The sequence below is a fragment of the Pseudomonas capsici genome (assembly GCF_017165765.1).
Lineage (GTDB): Bacteria > Pseudomonadota > Gammaproteobacteria > Pseudomonadales > Pseudomonadaceae > Aquipseudomonas > Aquipseudomonas capsici.
On sequence record NZ_JAFGZD010000031.1, the window covers coordinates 26,198 to 42,643 of the forward strand.

The window sequence follows — 16,446 nt, forward strand, 5'->3', positions numbered from 1 at the left end:
TAGCCTTTGTAGATACCGGTAACCCAATGCAGTCAGTGGGTCAGGCACTCTGTGAGACACCAATCATCCACTTCACCAGTCCGTGACGTCCTTTCACGCCAAGCTTGGCTGCTGCACGTTTGAGGTAGGTTTCTATGGAGCTGTTTTTGACATGGAGCTTTTCAGCCATTTCCGGGACAGTCGAACCTGCGAGCAGGCCAAGACAGATTTCCTTTTCACGCAATGACAACCTGACTTCGGAAAGCGTCAGCTTTTCGTTGAAGTCCTTGAGCAACTGCTGTCCTCCCTGCATTGTCGAATCTTCTTCAGTTGGCGCATTGAAGAGATTGCGTGTTGCCTGAGCATGTCGCTCCAGCAAGGGCAGCAGCGTTTCGGAAAAATTCTTGAGAAAGGACAGCTCATGCAGGGAAAAATCACGCAGTGGCGGTTCCCGGTGCAGGGAAATCACACAGCGGCGATTGGATTTTCGTGAAACCAGGTTGCACTGGTAAGCGATGCTGGCCGCTGCAGAGCTGCCAGGCGCATCGTTGATGGTGTATTTGAGATGAATCAGCAATGAGTCTTCCAGATTGAGCATCCGCGTGAGCAGCATCTGGTTGTCCGGCAATGCTGTCGGCGTTCCCTGCTTTCGCTCTGTAGCTTCGCGCCCGAGAGGCTGGATACCGATGATGCTTGCTTCGCTTTCATCGATGGTCCATTCGCTGAGATCAAGAAGATCGATGGGAACCGAGGCTGCTATGAGTTGATACATATTGGAGACGAACTGCGCATCACCGACGCTCGAGATAAGACGCCCCAGTTCAAGAAAGTAAGCCGGCTGCTTTCCCGTCATTCGTAGATTGGCATTCATCACACTTGTGCCCCCATGGCATTAATTTCCGCCGGAATTTCAGACCTCGCCCAGCTCGGAAGTCCATCAATGCCTTGTCCCGTGACTCTCTCATTTTGTAGGACAAGACTCCTAATGTATGGATGAATGTACACATGTGCTTTTGGATGTGTCTGTAAGGGAAACTGGGGACAAACTGTCATGCATGTGACTGAAAACGCTACAGACCTTGTGCTGCAAGGTTCTTGGGCCCGTTGATGATCATTGCGGGAACCTTGTCCCCAAATGCAAGGACAGACGCGCCCGAACCCGAATGCTTCTATTGCCCCTGATCGAGAATCAGGAGGTTGTATGCATATCACGAAAAGGGCCTGGTGGTGAGGAGGATCTGGCGTTTTCTCCGTGGCCTCAACTACCGCAAGATCATTCTGCGAATGATTTTTATCGACTTGCTGGTTTCGCTGGCGGGTTATGCCCTCTATAGAGGTGCAACTCAAGACGGGGAACCTCATTACCTGACCGCCTCGGCAGAGATTACCAATATCGAACATGCCGTGCAGGCAGAGGGTGTACTTCAGGGCCAGCAGCAAGTGGATGTGGGGGCACAGGTTTCCGGTCAGTTGCAAACGCTGAAAGTCGCTCCTGGCGACAATGTCCAGAAGGGACAATTGCTGGCCCAGATCGATCCTCTGCCAGCTCGCAACGCGTTGCGCCAGGCAATCGTCAACAATGAAAGGTTGATCGCAGAGAGAGATGCGGCCATTCATCAGTCGCAGCTCGCACGTCTGACCTATCAGCGTTACGAAGAGCTGGGCTCCGACGCTGCGGTATCTCGTGAGGATTACGACAATGCGCGCTATGACTATGAAGAGCAGAGCGCCACGCTGGAATCGCTTCAGGCCCAGGTCCGTACTGCCCGAATCAACATAGAAACAGCCCGGATAAATCTGGGGTACACCCGGATTCTTGCTCCCATGGACGGCAAGATTCTGGCCATCGTCACCCAGGAAGGTCAGACCGTCATTGCCGAACAACTGGCTCCGGTGATTCTGAAAATGGCCCGGCTCGATACGATGACGATCAAGGCCCGGGTTTCCGAAGCGGACGTGGTCAGGATCAAGGCTGGCATGCCGGTCTACTTCACGATACTTGGGGACCGCGATAAACGTTACAACGCCACATTGCGAGGTATCGAGCCGGCTTCTACCGGCTTCGTCAGCCAGTCCAGCGGAGCAGGGCGGTCGGACTCGGCGGTTTTCTACAATGCCTTGTTCGATGTGCCCAATCCTGACGGGCGCTTGAGGATCAACATGACGGCACAGGTACGAGTCGTGCTTGAAACGGGTGAGGGCGTCCTGACGATTCCCGTGGCGGCACTGGGCGAGCAGAACCCCGACGGTACTTATCCGGTACGCATCCTTGAAGAGCAGGATCAGGTCAGAACGGAAAATATACGTACCGGCATCAATAACAAGGTCAGGGTTCAGGTACTGTCCGGTCTGAAGGCGGGAGACAAGGTGGTCATCGGAGACGAGGTAGCAAAATAGAGCGCTAGCCTATCCCGAGAGGCCTTGAACATATTTAGATACGAAACGGGCTGAACTAACGGCTTAGCCATGCGTTCCTTTTCTGTGCGCAGTCTGCGCGCGCCCTGATGAGCCGGTGCCATCGCACTGAGCACAGATCCAGGTACGCCACACGATAAGGAGCCGCCGTGACCGTTACCGCCAATCCCGTCTACCGAAGCACGCCAGGTCCGCTGCACGCGATCCTGCTTGCCGGAACCGTCCCGCTGTTTCTCGGCGCCTTGCTGAGCGACATTGCCTATTTCAAGACCTTTCAGATTCAGTGGAGCAACTTTGCGTCCTGGCTTATTGCCGGCGGGTTAGTGTTCTGTGGCCTTGCGCTGTTGTTCGCGCTGGTCAATCTGATCCGGGCAGAGCACAAGGCCGGTCGCCCGCTGGTGTACTTCCTGCTGCTTCTGGGCACCTGGGTGCTGGGGCTGATCAACGCCTTCGAGCATGCGAAGGACGCATGGGCCGTCATGCCTTCGGGTCTGATTCTGTCAGTCATCGTGACTGTGCTGTCCGTTGTGAGCGCGTGGATCGGCTTGACCAGCCTGCGGTCGGGAGGTGCGCAATGAGACACTTGCATGGATTGTCTGTTTTGAGTGTGGCGTTGTTGTTGAGTGCATGTGGCGGCGAAGCGGACAGCACCCAATCCCTTGGGCCGGATCCTAAGCTGCCGGAGCCGCAGCGCGGCCTGCTGCCGAGCATGAAGATTGCCGAACCTGCCGAGTGGGGCGATAAAAAGCCGACGGTGCCTCAGGGCTATAGTGTGACCGCAATCGCTACTGATCTGAGAATCCCGCGCCAGACGCTTGTCCTGCCCAACGGCGATATCATCGTTGCAGAAGGCCGTGGCGGCAGTGCTGCGAAGCTCAAGCCCAAGGATGTCATCGCCAGCGTCATCAAGGCCGAAGGCAATACCAAGGTCAAAGGCGGTAACCGTCTGACATTGCTGCGCGATGCCGATGGTGATGGAACCTATGAACTGAAGACGGTATTTGCCGAAAATCTCAACGCCCCTTATGGGTTGGCCTTTGCCGATGGCAAGCTGTACGTGTCAAACCAGGATGCACTGGTGCGTTTCGATTATGCAGAAGGCCAGACCAAGGCCAGCGGTGCGCCTGTCAAGGTTACCGACCTGCCTTCCGAGATCAATCACCACTGGACCAAGGCGCTGACCGTCAGCCCCGATGGGCGCTTCCTGTATGTGGGTATCGGCTCTAACAGCAACGTCACCGAACGAGGCATGGAGGCGGAAGTCGACCGAGCCATGGTGTGGCAGATCGATGCTCAGACGGGTGCTCACAAGCCTTATGCAACCGGACTGCGCAACCCTACGGCATTGGCGATTCAACCCGGGACCGGACAATTGTGGACGGTGGTCAACGAGCGTGACGAGTTGGGCCCCGATCTGGTTCCCGATTATCTGACATCGGTACGCGAGGGCGGTTTCTATGGCTGGCCTTACAGCTATTGGGGGCAGAACGTCGACTCTCGCGCCCAGCCGCAAAATCCTGAGAAGGTAGCCGCTGCAATCAAGCCGGATTACAGCCTTGGGTCGCATGTCGCGGCACTGGGTGTCGACTTCTCCATACCGGCCATGGGCGACAAGTACGCAGACGGCGTATTCGTTGGCGAGCATGGCAGTTGGAACCGTGACAATCCGGTAGGTTACAAAGTGATCTTCGTACCGTTCAACAACGGACGTCCCGCAGGCGAGCCGCTTGATTTCGCCACGGGCTTTCGGGATGCCGACGGTAAAACCCGCGGCCGACCTGTCGGCGTCACTGTCGATCCACGTGGCGCATTGATCATCGCCGATGACCTTGCCAATACCGTGTGGAGAGTGACTCGTAATCGGTAAGCCTTGAGTGCGATACGCCGTGCAGTATTGCCCGGCGTGTCGTTTCAGACGGTTTGTGAATGGCCGGTGCGCTGTGCCAGGTATTCTGCAAACGGCCCTGGATCCGGCGAGCAAAGCAGATGTGCCACGGCCCTGACCTCTGACTCGGGCCAGTCCCACCATGCAGACTGCGCAAGCAACTGTCGCATGTCCTCATCAAAACGCCAGCGGATATGCCGGGCCGGGTTTCCGCCGACAATCGAATAGGGTGCAACGTCCTTGGTCACCAGCGACCCCGCAGCCACAACCGCGCCATCGCCGATGGTGACGCCTGACAATATCTTGCTGTGCGAGCAGATCCAGCAATCGTTGCCAATCACCACGTCGCCGTTGCTGCCGCCGAAATCCTTTATGTGAGCGACTTCCTCGATCATGGCGGGGAAGGGGTAGGAACTGAGCCAGTCGCTACGATGATGCCCACCCAGGTAAACCTCGACATTCATCGCAATGGAGGTATAGGCGCCGACACGCAACGTTGTGCCTTCGCTCCAGTCATGAACCGTCAGGTCACCGTAAGTGCCCAGGCCAAAACTGCATTGAGGGTAGCGATTACGCAGTTTCTGTGCGGCCCGTTCGAGCTTGGGCAAACTGCGCAAGGCCTTGCGTTCCTTATGCTCGCGCCATTTGCGCAATAGGTTCATGGAGAGAGCCTTTCTCAGACATTGAAAACGGGCGTCATCCTGAACAAAGGAATGAGGGATGGCAAGTGTGAGTCCTATCGGTTTTCCTGCGCAGGCTGATTGAGTCGTCTGCCACATGAACGTCAAAAAGTCATAAGTTAATGACTAAAAACTATTTTTCTTATTCCTGGTGGAAATATATCGTCCAGCCACATCAACGGTATTTCTCGTAATCAGGAGTCAGGAATGCGGCGTCTTACGGCTTTGGCAATGGCTATTGCAATCAGTGGTTCGGCGTGGGCGAAGACGCCTGCGGATACGTTGATTGTGGCGCGTTCAATTGACGATATCGTCAGCCTTGATCCTGCCGAGAGTTTCGAAATAACCGCTACAAACACTCTGGTCAGCCTGTATCAGCGTCTGCTGGAGCCTGATCGCCAGAATCCGTCCGTGCTGGTCCCGGCCCTGGCGCAAAGCTGGACAGCAGGGAGTGACGACAAGAGCCTGGTGTTCAAGCTGCGTCCTGGCGCGACTTTTTCTTCGGGCAATGCGGTACGTCCAGAGGACGTCATTTATTCTTTCAAGCGTGTCGTCAAACTCAACAAGACACCTTCATTCATTCTGGGCGAACTGGGCTGGACAGCAGACAACATTGACGGTTTTCTTACCAAGGTCGATGAGAACCACGTAAAAGTCGCCTGGCCAGCAGGTGTAGGCAGTGCTTTTGCCTTGAGTATCCTGTCGGCGACCCCTGTTGGCTTTATTGTCGATGCTGTCGAGGTCGAGAAACATGCGAAGGGTGCCGATCTGGGTAATGGCTGGCTGAAAAACCATTCGGCAGGTACCGGTTCTTATGCGCTGCGCTCTTACACGCCTCACGAGGCCGTGGTCTTGCAGGCCAACCCCCACGCCGCCGTAGCCCCCAAACTGAAGACAGTGGTGATCAAGAATGTCACTGATCCGGCGACCCGTCGCCTGCTGGTGGTACAGGGTGATGCGGACATTGCTTATGATCTGGGAGCGGACCAGTTCAGCGCCCTGGAGCAACAGAAGGGCGTGACAGTCCAGCGTTTCCCTTCATCGATGATCTATTACCTGGGCATCAATAGCGGTAACACTCAGGTTCCCGTCCTGAAGAACCCCGCTTTCTGGGAAGCAGCCCGCTGGCTGGTGGATTACCAGAGCATTTCCAGGGACTTGCTCAAGGGGCAGTACAGCGTGCATCAGTCATTCCTGCCATCAGGTATGGCGGGATCATTGGCTGATCAACCCTTCAAGCTGGATGTAGAGAAGGCCAAAAGCATCCTGAAAAATGCCGGTATCGCGCAAGGCACCAAGGTTGAGTTGAACGTCTTCAATCAGCCGCCTTACACCGACATTGCCCAGGCATTGCAATCAAGCTTCGGCAAGGCCGGCATCGAGATCAATGTCCGTCCGCTGGTCGAGAGCGAACTGTGGGCAAAGATGCGCAGTCGTGATTATCAGTTGATCTTCACCTATTGGGGCATGGACTACCTTGACCCTAACTCCAACGCCAGCACCTTCACCTACAACGTGGAGAATGGGCCAAAGACTCTGGCCTGGCGCACCCAATGGAATATTCCCCAGTTGAGCCAGGAGACTCGCGCGGCAGCTGCTGAACGCGATCCGCAAAAACGTACGGCCCTGTATGGCCACCTGCAAAAAACCGTACAGGAAAGTTCGCCCTTTGTAGTCGCGCTGCAAGGTCGCAATCAGGTCGCCGTCCATGAAGGCGTCGAGGGTGTCCTGCAGAACATCACGGTTTCGCTGCCGTACTTCGATCAGGTGAGCAAAGCCAAGTGAGGGTGGGGGCCTCGCGCAGGATTCGAGTGGCAGGAACCGGATTGTTGACCTTACTGGTTACGCTGCTCGGTCTGCTGTTCTTTACCTTTCTACTGACCACGCTGTCACCGGTTGATCCGGCGTTACGCATTGCCGGGGATCGAGCCAGTGAAGCATCCCTGGCTCAGGTTCGTAGTGATCTGGGACTGGATCAACCCTGGCCGGTAAGGTTCGGCAGTTACCTCAATCAACTGGCTCAGGGCGATCTTGGCATTTCCAATACCTCCAGCAAACCGGTGCTGGAGGATTTGAAACGTGCCTTGCCCGCAACCCTGGAGCTTGCCACGCTGTCGATTGTGCTGGGTGCCTCTCTTGGTCTGTCACTGGGACTGCTGGCTGCCTGGCGGCCGGGTGGCTGGATCGACACTCTGGTGAGATTGTTCTCGCTGATCGGCTATTCGGTGCCGGTGTTCTGGCTCGGGCTGCTGATGCTGCTGTTGTTCTATGCCAAATTGCAGTGGGCAGGAGGGCCTGGCCGTCTGGATGATGCATTTCTCTACACCATCGAATTGCCCAGCGGCCTGATGCTGTGGGACACCTGGCGTTCTGGAGAGGAGGGGGCCTTGAGCAACGCCGTCTCGCACCTGGTACTGCCGGTGCTGGTGTTGGGGTTTTATGCCATGGCGGGTATTTGTCGGCTGACACGTTCTGCGTTACTGGGTGAGATGGGCAAGGAATATGTGATAACAGCCCTGGCCAAGGGAGCGGGGCGCGGCCGTGTGCTGTTTTGTCACGTTTTACCCAATGTCGCAGGTACGCTTGTAGTCGTGGTTGCCCTGGCTTACGCCGGTTTGCTCGAAGGCTCTATTCTTACTGAAACCGTCTTTGCCTGGCCGGGCATCGGTCGTTATCTGACGACTGCATTGTTTGCAGGCGATGTGCCGGCGATCCTGGGCAGCACCTTGCTGATCGGTCTTTGTTTCGTGATCGTCAACGGTGTCGCCGATGTGCTTGCAGGGATGATCGACCCAAGGACGAGGGAGTTGCTATGAGCCTTTCTGCAGCTTTCGCTATCGCTTCAGGACAACGCTGGTGGCGTCGCTCGCCTGCTTTGACTCTGGGCGGATCATTGATTCTATTGCTGTTGCTGGTTGCGATATTTGCTCCCTTGTTGAGTGGTTTTGATCCGAACCAGCAAAATATCGAACAGCGTCTGTTGCCACCCTCAGCCAGTCATTGGCTGGGCACCGATGGTTTTGGTCGTGACCTGTTCACGCGACTGCTTTACGGCACACGTCCCACCTTGCTGCTGGTGTCGCTGGTCTTGCTGCTGACCTTGCCCATCGGCGTCCTGGTGGGCGTCGCGGCCGGTTTTTATGGCGGCTGGCCAGAGCGCATCCTGATGCGCATGACCGACGTGTTCATGGCTTTCCCGCAACTGGTACTGGCGTTGGCATTCGTTGCCATTCTCGGGCCGGGACTGCTCAACGGTGCGCTGGCTCTGTCGCTCACTGCCTGGCCAGCCTACGCACGTCAGGCACGTGCCGAGACCAGTGTCCTGCGCGACAGCGACTATCTGGCTGCTGCTCATCTGCAAGGTATTCGAGGAGCGCGTCTGTTGCTCGGGCATGTATTACCGCTGTGTCTGCCGTCTGTGATTGTGCGGGTTGCATTGAATCTGGGTGGCATCATCCTGGCGGCTGCGGGGCTCGGTTTTCTCGGCCTGGGTGTCGAACCGCCGACCGCAGAATGGGGCTCGATGGTTGCCGACGGCAGCCGTGTCATCTTCGATCAGTGGTGGGTTGCTGCCGCACCGGGCATCGCCATTCTTCTGACGAGTCTGTCTTTCAATCTGCTGGGCGACGGCCTGCGCGATGTTCTGGATCCCCGTCATGGTTCGTGATGAAACCCTTCTCGATGTAAGAGGCCTGCATATCGGATTTCCCGGGCCTGATGGCCAACGAATCGATGTCGTAAAGGGGATCGATTTCACGCTGGGGACTGAAAAGGTTGCCCTGGTGGGAGAGTCAGGATCGGGCAAGTCACTGACCGCTCGCGCGCTGCTTGGGCTGATTCCTCGTCCCGCTCAGATTACTGCAGCGCATATGCGCCTGGGAGGCACTGATTTACTGGGGCTGAACGAAAAACAGTGGCAAACCCTGCGCGGTACACGGCTGTCACTGGTGCTGCAGGACCCTAAATACTCACTCAATCCGGTGCTCAAGGTCGGCACCCAGGTTGAGGAAGTTCTGGTATTGCACACCCGGCTCGGGCGTCGCGAGCGTCGTGAGAAGGTATTGGAAATGCTCGATGCCGTGGGCTTGCCAGATCCGGCAAGCCTCTATGACCGTTATCCTCATGAATTGTCCGGAGGCATGGGACAGAGGGTCATGTTGGCGTCGATGCTGATCAATGATCCTCAAGTGCTGATCGCTGACGAACCGACTTCGGCTCTGGACAGCAACCTGCGCGACCAGATGCTCGATCTGATCATGGGTCTTGTAGAAGAGCGGGGCATGGGCCTGCTGTTGATCAGCCATGATCTGCCTCTTGTCGCCAGATATTGCGACCGTGTGCTGGTCATGTACCGAGGCAACATCGTGGATCGTTGTCAGGCATCCGAGCTGGCGACTGCCAGCCATCCGTACACGAGAACCTTGTGGAATTGCCAACCCTCGGCGAGGAGCTATGGCCATCCCTTGCCTGTCCTGGACAGAAGCCTGCTTGAGGAGCACCGATGAACGCCGTGGATATCAGTTCGCTGGCCGTGAGTTTCAAGCGCGGATCAAGTCATTTCAAGGCGCTGGAAGTCGAGCAGATACAGATCGGGCAGGGTGAGTGTTACGGCCTTATTGGCGGCTCCGGGTCAGGCAAGTCGACCCTGTTGAGAGTTCTTGCAGGATTGCAGCGTGACTGGCAAGGCGGCGTTCAATTGTTCGGCCAGCCTCTCGCGGCCCAGCAAGCCTTCAAAGGCAAATTGCGTCGTGATGTCCAGATGGTGTTCCAGGACCCCTACGCTTCATTGCATCCCTTGCACCGTATTCGTCGCAGCCTGTGCGAACCGCGGCAAGTCAACGGACTGCCTTTTGATGAGGCCACTCTGGTGGCGTCGCTGGAGCAAGTGGGGTTACCAGGTGAAGTTCTCGACCGTTATCCGCATCAGCTATCCGGTGGCCAACGCCAACGAATTGCTATCGTGCGTACCTTGCAACTGCAGCCAGGTTTGTTATTGCTCGACGAGCCCACCTCAGCGCTGGACATGACCGTACAGGCGGAAATTCTCAACCTGCTTCAAGGTCTGCGGCGTGATACCGGGATGACCATGATCCTCGTCAGTCACGACATGAACACGGTTGCTCATCTGTGCGACAGGGCTTTGGTGATCAAAGGCGGCAGCATCGAGCAACGGCTGGACAGGGAAGGGTTATCGGCCATCGTTCAGGAAGAGGGCAGACATTATTCAGCCCGGATATTTGACCGTTCGGTCATATCTGCTTAGGGTAGCGCGCTCTGTTTTGCTTCGAGATTCTCATGACCACCCGCTCTAAACTGCCGCCTACCGTCTACCTGCTGGGTTTGACGATCTTCACACTTGTCACCGCCGAGTTCATGGTGGCCGGAATGATGCCGGCATTGGCCGACTCATTCTCGGTGAGCCTTGCACAGGTCGGTAACCTCATTGCCTTTTATGCACTGGGCATGGCTCTGGGCGGACCGCCGGTCATGGTGCTTCTGGTCTCCCGCAACATCGGCAACAAGCATGCACTCATCGGGCTCCTGGCCGTGTATGTCGGTGCCGGAGCACTGGCTTCTGCGGCACAAAGCTACGAAATCCTGTTGCTGGCCAGAGTCATCATGGGTGTGGCCAGTGCCGCCTGCATCGGGCTGTGCATGACAATCTGCGCCGGACTTGTGCCGCCTGAAGCCCGGGGGCGGGCGGTATCGGTTGTCCTGGCCGGACTCATGCTTTCGCCTGTGGCCGGCGTGCCGATGACCAATGTGATTGAGCATGCTTACGGATGGCGCGCGAGTTCATGGCTGATCGTGGCGTTATCCCTGGTATGCACATTCCTGGTTGCCACCAGACTGCCTCACGGCAGCGCAGACAAACAGCCTGCCTTACTCAAACAACTGAAAGAACTCAACAACCTCAGCCTCTGGGGCGCTTACCTCACCAGCGGCCTGATCATTGGATCGACCTTCGCGGCGTTCAGTTACATCACGCCGATTCTGATCAAGGAAGTCGGCTTGCTTCCCAGCTATATAGCGCCTCTTCTGGCGCTTTATGGCGTGGCCAATCTGGTGGGCAACATGTTCATCGGACGCATCGCCGACCGCCATACTTTCCCAGCATTGGGTTGGGGGCTGGCGTTGCTGGTCCTGGCACTGAGCGGTTTCGCTCTGGCCGGCGAGCATCGGTGGCTGAACGTGGCGTGCTTTATCGCGATCGGCCTGACCGGGGTGTCACTGAACCCGGCAATGGCCGCACGAGTAATGAAAGCCGCCGAGCCCGGTGCGCTGGTGAACTCACTCCATACGTCAGTCATCACTGCTGGCCTTGCACTGGGTAGCTGGGCAGGCGGAGAAGCTATCAATGCCGGGTATGGTCTGCGCGGACCGTTGTGGGTCGGAGCCGGAATGGCGTTATTGGGATTGATCAGTGTGGCGCGACCGTTGCTGAGTCATTCTTCGGCGAGCAGATCGTGTGCGTGAGATTCAGGCATGAATGAGCAGGCTCTGGATTGCATTTTCACTCAAATCAAAGACGTCAAAGGTCGGTTGCGAGAAGCTGGGCACTGGATCTCAAAGAAGCCGGCATTAGTGTGAACGTGGTTCGCCAGGACCAGTTTCGACATGGTCTGGATGTTGGATGGAGGATTTGAGAAAGGAAGGGTTTTGCCAGTTGAAATGTGGCTGGCACTGTCCTTGGGAACGCAATACCTTGTTACGTATAATGTGTATTATGTTAAAAGAAAGGCCATGTCATAAACGTTCATGAGCTGCCTAGCCACTGATACGACGAATTCGTTTTTGAGGCCTCTGATTCAGTGCCGTTTCTCTTCTGGTCAACGACTACCGCTGCTCGTGCAAGCTGGTGACGCAGCGCCGTTGCCCATGCTTGTCCCTTTCATTTACGTCCAGCTCAAGCTCAGGCATCGTGCATACAGCACCGCCGCAGCGCACCTGCGCGCGATCCAGGCTTTTTACACCTATGCCAAAAGCCGTGACCTCAATCCTCAATATTGATGAAGCCATCTTGGCCTGCCACTTCGAGGCGATTCTTGCGGTTACGCCATCTGGTCGCCGCCAAGCCGACAACCTAGTGGCCCGAATTGGCAAAGCTGACACTGTATTTTTTCAGCAGATCGGTTCACGAACACGGGACCAGTACCTGCGCTTGCTGAAGAAATACCTGTCTTGGTGCGTGACCCGTTACCTCCCGCGCGCCCGTCAGAACTCAGCCACACACGCTGACATCGACGTGGTATTTGCCGATGTCGCCGACGTCATTGAGCGGCGATTTGAGAGCCATATCATCAATGCTCGTCCCGACCGCACTCGTTACCGCAGCCTGACAGATACGCAACTACAGATCGTTCGGACTTTGTATTCCAGCACCTGATGTCAATCCGATCGTGAATGGCCCAGCATAGTCGAGCCCATCCACTTGATTACACGCTCAAGCGCTTGTGAACTGCGCCAATGAGCGTGCAGTCGAATAAGGCGCTTCACCTGCGCCAAGACCATGTTCCATGGTTCGCGAAGACTGCCCGTCGAATATAGCCGCCATCCAATCTCAGTGGTTATAGTCTCAGCCACACTAGGATGGGCAATGAATACATGACCTACGCACTGATAGACAACGCCACCCTCACTGCCGTCCAGCGCGCCACCGGCGCGGTTGCGGTCAAGACCAGCGATACGATCAATGGAGACCTGTGCGCGCTAGAGAACTTCCTGCAAGGCAACCTCTTTTACGACGACCTCCTCTGCATAGACAACTACAAAGCAGATCACAGAGAAAGCCGCAAGCAACAATTCCCCTACCTCAGGTTCTTGTCGCCTACCGAGTTCGGGCTGGACGGGGTTGATACGCTCGCTCAAAAAGAAGCATCGCTGATTCGTCCTGAAATTCGCGGCGGCGAGTTCGTGGATGAGGACTTTAGTGCCCTTTTGGAGCAACTGAAAATGAACATGGTCTGCACCTGGGATCAAGCCTCCAGTGTGTATTACCTAACCATGAGGATGCTGGGCTACCGTGCGTCCGACGACTATGGCAAATACAGTGCCCTAAGCGCAGCAATCTTCGCAGAGTTAAGCGATGCCAGTGAAACGCGCGGACGTTGGTCGAAAGATGTCAAGCTAGTGGGTTCGGATGGCCACGAATTCAGCAAGTCAGAGTTCACTGGAGAGTATCCTGGTGCCTACGGAGGTCCCACCAAGCAACTCGAGATGTTCGTCGCCTCGCTGAACTGGCTCGCGTACAAATCAATTTATTACACGACTGCAGCCAAACACCTGAAAGCAGACTCATTCATTCATCCCATCAGGCATGCCTATCAAGTGCACTGGATGAAGAAAGCCGGCGCCTTCGGCCATGACTTCACCGCCCGCCTCCTGGCAAACCTCTCGGACAAAACCAGTACGAGCATTTCGGAAATCCAGTCGCACGGAGCAACTCAGACCGTTGCTTTGGACCTGCCCTTGTTTTCGGCATGGCTGACTCAATCCGCCGGAAGCGTTTCCGGTGCGATCGAGGCAGCTCGACAGATCCGCAGCGAAGACCATTTCGTAACGATGCGTGAAACCCTAAAGGCCATTCGAGTTGCCTTCGACGAGCAAGGGCTCGCGAGTGGAAACAAGCGCATCACCAAGCTCATGGATGATGTCGACAAGATTTGCGGCGACCTTAAACGCAGCTACGGTCTCAGGTCTGCCCAAGGTATCCAGGGGAGCTTTCTAATCAAGGCGGCAAGCTCTGTTACTAGTCTATTTGGGGTTTCGTTACCCGACCGGGATTTCGCTCTCTCCACTCCCGAGTTCATGAAGTCAGAATCGACTAAGGCGTTTACAACGGTTGTCAAGGACATCACCAAGGAACTCACTGCCATGGAGCGCTTGGGGGGGGTGCGGGATCTGATGGCCAGGTGCTTCAAGATTGAAGGTGAAGACTTCGCCGGGCCGAAGGTTCAAGAGCCAAAGTTCCGATGGGTGAAGTCTGGGTGGCAGATGCCTATGTGAAGTAGAGTCACCTGCGTATTTTAGGGGCTAATCCGTCATACGAAACGAATGGGACTTTACGAAATCCCAAGAAACCAATCGGCGCCCTTCGAAAATTGAAATTCTGTAGGGTTCCCAGCCATCTACGGAAAGGAATTTTGGGATGGCAAGCCCCCAATGCGACTCCCTGCCCGGTACCGCAGCGTCCTCACCGCTGAGGAGCTGCCAAAGTTCGGATCGACCAGACGAGCGGAAAATCTCGTCAATGAACATAAATCGATGAACAATCGCATTTGTTTTGAGCTATTGAGCCAAGTGCAGTGCGCTGGGGAGCGTCTTATGAACATCTGACATCGCCCACTTGTTAAATAATGTGTTATGCCAGATATGTTCATGATGTCACCAGCCCCCGAAAACCAGACTTTACATGAATTGACCATACACTTCTCGAATCAACCCGTTACATGAAGTCAGCGCGAACATCGATTAAGAACCCAGCGTGGAAACCACGCCCCAAGCCGACGCCGAGCCCCAGCTCCAGCCGACCCGACGGATTGCTTCGTGCCGTATCCTTTGTTACCGACGGATGCATTGGATCTGGTCTATTCGGCACAAGCCGATCCAAAAATGGCGAGATACGGATGCCAGGGAGTTCATGCACCTCATCATGCGCCTATCCATGTCATGGATTTCTAGGTCTGGCGGGTCACGTTACCTGTTGAAGACCAGGACAGGGTTTGCTGTTAAGCCGATTAATGAGAATTGGCGCCCGATCGTCAGAAATCACCCCGTAGAGAGTTCCGCCTCAACGTCAGCCTCCACACTAGGTACCGCGTCAAATTCTGATCAGCACCGGGATATCTTCATGCGCGGAGGGAGGAGCTTTTTTGACTACCTAGGTGTGGTTCGCAACACAGCGGCGAAAAATCCTTTCAATGTTCTAAAGCCGGGAGATTTCGAGGTTCGCCTAGGGTGGCTACGCAAGCATGCAAGTGGGCCAAGGCCTGCGCACTCCGCTTGCAACTGCCCTCCCCGGCATTAATGGCAGCTTCAAGTGTCGCGTTTCGTTGACGGCAACCGAATAGCTCACGCGGCTATCAGCAAAATTTCCCGCGCCTCGTTCGCATGCTGAAGTAGCCCAGGATGCTTCACTTCAAGCTCAATGAGATCAGCTTGGTAGGTCAGAGACGGCGTCATCTGTGTTCCGTTCTGCAGGAAACGAGTCAGACCAGCGAATTGCTCATGAGTGATCGTTGACGCAACACTGTGGTCGTTGGACAAAGCCTTTACCCGAGCAGCGTTGAGGCTGGCGATGTCTGTGGCAAGCTCCGTCAGGCTTTGTCGGGCGTACTTGTGAGAACCAGCCTTCAACTGAACGTGGGACATCATCAAGCCAAGGTTTACCAATCGGTTTTGCAGCAATGAAATCTGCTCGAAGAGTGCAACGTTGCTGGTCGCATTCCGCGAATGCCGTTCCAGGAGAAGCCTAGTGAACTCATACTGCTCATTGAACGATCCAATCAATATCCTGAGCTGCTGAGCATCGCCTTCTTCGGAGAACTGTATTGTGGTGCGTAGCAGGCCTCGAAAGCGAGCCTCATCAGCGAGTAGGTACCGTTCGTGAGCCTCACTCACCAGATGCCAGGTCTCTGCGATCGTTTTTGATTGTTTCTCCATTTCCCGGCTAATTTTGTCGAGTTTTTTGCACACAACGACAAACCCCACGGTAGTCACCGCGAGGTTGAGCCCGCTCATTACGAGATTGGCCGACTGTAGTCCCTGGAGCACATTCATGCTCTGCTGCACTTGATCCATGCCGGTTTGAAGCGACCCCAGACCACTGGATAGAGTGGATTGCAGGTTCTGTAGGCTCTCTTGGACATGCCCTGAGTCGCCCGGAAAAAGGAGGTGCCCGACGATCTGGCCAGCCTTCTCGGTTCCCTTTGAGTGCCGGACTACGCCACCCCAAAGCGTGTAATCTCCGCTATGCAGTTTGGCCAGGACATCTGGGATATCAGGCAAGGAGCGTACAAGCGCGTCAACGTTTACAAACATGCGTTCAGTTTCTCCGTGTAGGCTTCGAAGTCTTGGTCGTAACGTGCGCGCCGTAGCTTAGCGATGTGCAGCACGGCAGGAATGGTGATCCGGAACGCCGGCGACGAAGCCTGGTAAATCGCGAGTCCTCCGATAGCAAGTGGAGCTGCAACCATTGAGAGCACCCGGCCTCCTAATGCGCTGGCAAAGCCCGCCCCGCCAACAGTGGCAGCCATACCGCCCAAACTATCGGCAGACAACATCAGCGTTTTCACCATTTCATTGATGTAGCCAGCGAGATTGCCGCCGCTCAGATAGTCCTTGAGCGCTTCGTCTCCCATGTATTTGTCCATGGCCTGGCGGATGATGATTTCCTCAATGGCGAAGATGTGTAAGCGTACGGCGAACTCACCTTCCGAACTCCAGCATTAAGGGCGATGGTGTCCGCGTATTTTTAAGCGGACGCGA

15 protein-coding genes are annotated in these 16,446 nt (G+C 55.7%); 11 read left to right on the forward strand and 4 right to left on the reverse strand.

Annotated elements, in window-relative coordinates; genetic code table 11:
• Nucleotides 1-40: 40 nt before the first annotated feature.
• Nucleotides 41-832, reverse strand: a complete 792-nt coding sequence (locus tag JSY17_RS24685; protein WP_206403263.1) for a helix-turn-helix transcriptional regulator — start codon at nucleotides 830-832, stop codon at nucleotides 41-43.
• A 431-nt stretch (nucleotides 833-1,263) separates the two neighbouring features.
• On the opposite strand from JSY17_RS24685, the gene JSY17_RS24690 reads away from it, so the two are divergent.
• The 3 genes from JSY17_RS24690 (at nucleotide 1,264) to JSY17_RS24700 (ending at nucleotide 4,261) form a co-directional block, all read left to right on the forward strand.
• Nucleotides 1,264-2,376: an efflux RND transporter periplasmic adaptor subunit gene (locus tag JSY17_RS24690; RefSeq protein WP_200997409.1), complete on the forward strand. Its 1,113-nt coding sequence runs from the start codon at nucleotides 1,264-1,266 to the stop codon at nucleotides 2,374-2,376.
• Between the two features lie 167 nt (nucleotides 2,377-2,543).
• Nucleotides 2,544-2,972 (forward strand): DUF2231 domain-containing protein, encoded by a 429-nt coding sequence (locus tag JSY17_RS24695; RefSeq protein ID WP_206403262.1) that lies wholly within the window; start codon nucleotides 2,544-2,546, stop codon nucleotides 2,970-2,972.
• A complete protein-coding gene (locus tag JSY17_RS24700) occupies nucleotides 2,969-4,261 on the forward strand; it encodes a PQQ-dependent sugar dehydrogenase (protein WP_206403261.1) in 1,293 nt (430 codons plus the stop codon). Before JSY17_RS24695 ends, JSY17_RS24700 begins: the two co-directional genes overlap by 4 nt.
• Before the next feature lie 44 nt (nucleotides 4,262-4,305).
• Here JSY17_RS24700 and JSY17_RS24705 read toward each other — a convergent pair whose 3' ends face one another.
• Nucleotides 4,306-4,941, reverse strand: coding sequence for a CatB-related O-acetyltransferase (locus JSY17_RS24705; protein ID WP_206403260.1), 636 nt, complete (start codon nucleotides 4,939-4,941; stop codon nucleotides 4,306-4,308).
• Nucleotides 4,942-5,166: 225 nt separating this feature from the next.
• On the opposite strand from JSY17_RS24705, the gene JSY17_RS24710 reads away from it, so the two are divergent.
• The 8 genes from JSY17_RS24710 (at nucleotide 5,167) to JSY17_RS24745 (ending at nucleotide 13,965) form a co-directional block, all read left to right on the forward strand.
• A complete protein-coding gene (locus JSY17_RS24710; RefSeq protein WP_206403259.1) occupies nucleotides 5,167-6,744 on the forward strand; it encodes an ABC transporter substrate-binding protein in 1,578 nt (525 codons plus the stop codon).
• 20 nt (nucleotides 6,745-6,764) lie between these two features.
• A complete protein-coding gene (locus tag JSY17_RS24715) occupies nucleotides 6,765-7,775 on the forward strand; it encodes an ABC transporter permease (RefSeq protein WP_200978112.1) in 1,011 nt (336 codons plus the stop codon).
• Nucleotides 7,772-8,626: an ABC transporter permease gene (locus JSY17_RS24720; protein ID WP_122371350.1), complete on the forward strand. Its 855-nt coding sequence runs from the start codon at nucleotides 7,772-7,774 to the stop codon at nucleotides 8,624-8,626. The genes JSY17_RS24715 and JSY17_RS24720 overlap by 4 nt, the downstream gene beginning before the upstream one ends.
• Complete coding sequence (locus JSY17_RS24725) at nucleotides 8,616-9,464, forward strand: ABC transporter ATP-binding protein (RefSeq protein ID WP_206403257.1); 849 nt, start codon at nucleotides 8,616-8,618, stop codon at nucleotides 9,462-9,464. Before JSY17_RS24720 ends, JSY17_RS24725 begins: the two co-directional genes overlap by 11 nt.
• Entirely contained in the window at nucleotides 9,461-10,222 is a 762-nt protein-coding gene (locus tag JSY17_RS24730) for an ABC transporter ATP-binding protein (RefSeq protein ID WP_206403255.1), read from the forward strand. Before JSY17_RS24725 ends, JSY17_RS24730 begins: the two co-directional genes overlap by 4 nt.
• Nucleotides 10,223-10,254: 32 nt before the next feature.
• Entirely contained in the window at nucleotides 10,255-11,436 is a 1,182-nt protein-coding gene (locus tag JSY17_RS24735; RefSeq protein ID WP_206403253.1) for an MFS transporter, read from the forward strand.
• A gap of 499 nt (nucleotides 11,437-11,935) precedes the next feature.
• Nucleotides 11,936-12,346, forward strand: a complete 411-nt coding sequence (locus JSY17_RS25785; protein WP_232849641.1) for a hypothetical protein — start codon at nucleotides 11,936-11,938, stop codon at nucleotides 12,344-12,346.
• A 218-nt stretch (nucleotides 12,347-12,564) separates the two neighbouring features.
• Nucleotides 12,565-13,965 carry a hypothetical protein gene (locus JSY17_RS24745; RefSeq protein ID WP_200977997.1) on the forward strand — a complete coding sequence of 467 codons (1,401 nt, stop codon included), beginning with the start codon at nucleotides 12,565-12,567 and terminating at the stop codon, nucleotides 13,963-13,965.
• A 1,065-nt stretch (nucleotides 13,966-15,030) separates the two neighbouring features.
• On the opposite strand, the gene JSY17_RS24750 is transcribed toward JSY17_RS24745, so the two are convergent.
• Together JSY17_RS24750 and JSY17_RS24755 are read right to left on the reverse strand one after the other, a co-directional pair.
• Nucleotides 15,031-15,999 (reverse strand): hypothetical protein, encoded by a 969-nt coding sequence (locus tag JSY17_RS24750; RefSeq protein WP_206403251.1) that lies wholly within the window; start codon nucleotides 15,997-15,999, stop codon nucleotides 15,031-15,033.
• Entirely contained in the window at nucleotides 15,990-16,319 is a 330-nt protein-coding gene (locus tag JSY17_RS24755) for a hypothetical protein (RefSeq protein ID WP_206403249.1), read from the reverse strand. Before JSY17_RS24755 ends, JSY17_RS24750 begins: the two co-directional genes overlap by 10 nt.
• Between the last annotated feature and the right edge of the window lie 127 nt (nucleotides 16,320-16,446).

Excerpts from the sequence above, each read along its gene's own strand:
- JSY17_RS24705 (WP_206403260.1), bottom strand. The coding sequence starts at position 4,941 with ATGAACCTATTGCGCAAATGGCGCGAGCATAAGGAACGCAAGGCCTTG.
- JSY17_RS24745 (WP_200977997.1), top strand. The coding sequence starts at position 12,565 with ATGACCTACGCACTGATAGACAACGCCACCCTCACTGCCGTCCAGCGC.
- JSY17_RS24755 (WP_206403249.1), bottom strand. The coding sequence starts at position 16,319 with ATGGGAGACGAAGCGCTCAAGGACTATCTGAGCGGCGGCAATCTCGCT.
- JSY17_RS24730 (WP_206403255.1), top strand. The coding sequence starts at position 9,461 with ATGAACGCCGTGGATATCAGTTCGCTGGCCGTGAGTTTCAAGCGCGGA.
- JSY17_RS25785 (WP_232849641.1), top strand. The coding sequence starts at position 11,936 with ATGCCAAAAGCCGTGACCTCAATCCTCAATATTGATGAAGCCATCTTG.
- JSY17_RS24725 (WP_206403257.1), top strand. The coding sequence starts at position 8,616 with ATGGTTCGTGATGAAACCCTTCTCGATGTAAGAGGCCTGCATATCGGA.
- JSY17_RS24750 (WP_206403251.1), bottom strand. The coding sequence starts at position 15,999 with ATGTTTGTAAACGTTGACGCGCTTGTACGCTCCTTGCCTGATATCCCA.
- JSY17_RS24720 (WP_122371350.1), top strand. The coding sequence starts at position 7,772 with ATGAGCCTTTCTGCAGCTTTCGCTATCGCTTCAGGACAACGCTGGTGG.
- JSY17_RS24710 (WP_206403259.1), top strand. The coding sequence starts at position 5,167 with ATGCGGCGTCTTACGGCTTTGGCAATGGCTATTGCAATCAGTGGTTCG.
- JSY17_RS24685 (WP_206403263.1), bottom strand. The coding sequence starts at position 832 with ATGACGGGAAAGCAGCCGGCTTACTTTCTTGAACTGGGGCGTCTTATC.
- JSY17_RS24700 (WP_206403261.1), top strand. The coding sequence starts at position 2,969 with ATGAGACACTTGCATGGATTGTCTGTTTTGAGTGTGGCGTTGTTGTTG.
- JSY17_RS24735 (WP_206403253.1), top strand. The coding sequence starts at position 10,255 with ATGACCACCCGCTCTAAACTGCCGCCTACCGTCTACCTGCTGGGTTTG.
- JSY17_RS24690 (WP_200997409.1), top strand. The coding sequence starts at position 1,264 with ATGATTTTTATCGACTTGCTGGTTTCGCTGGCGGGTTATGCCCTCTAT.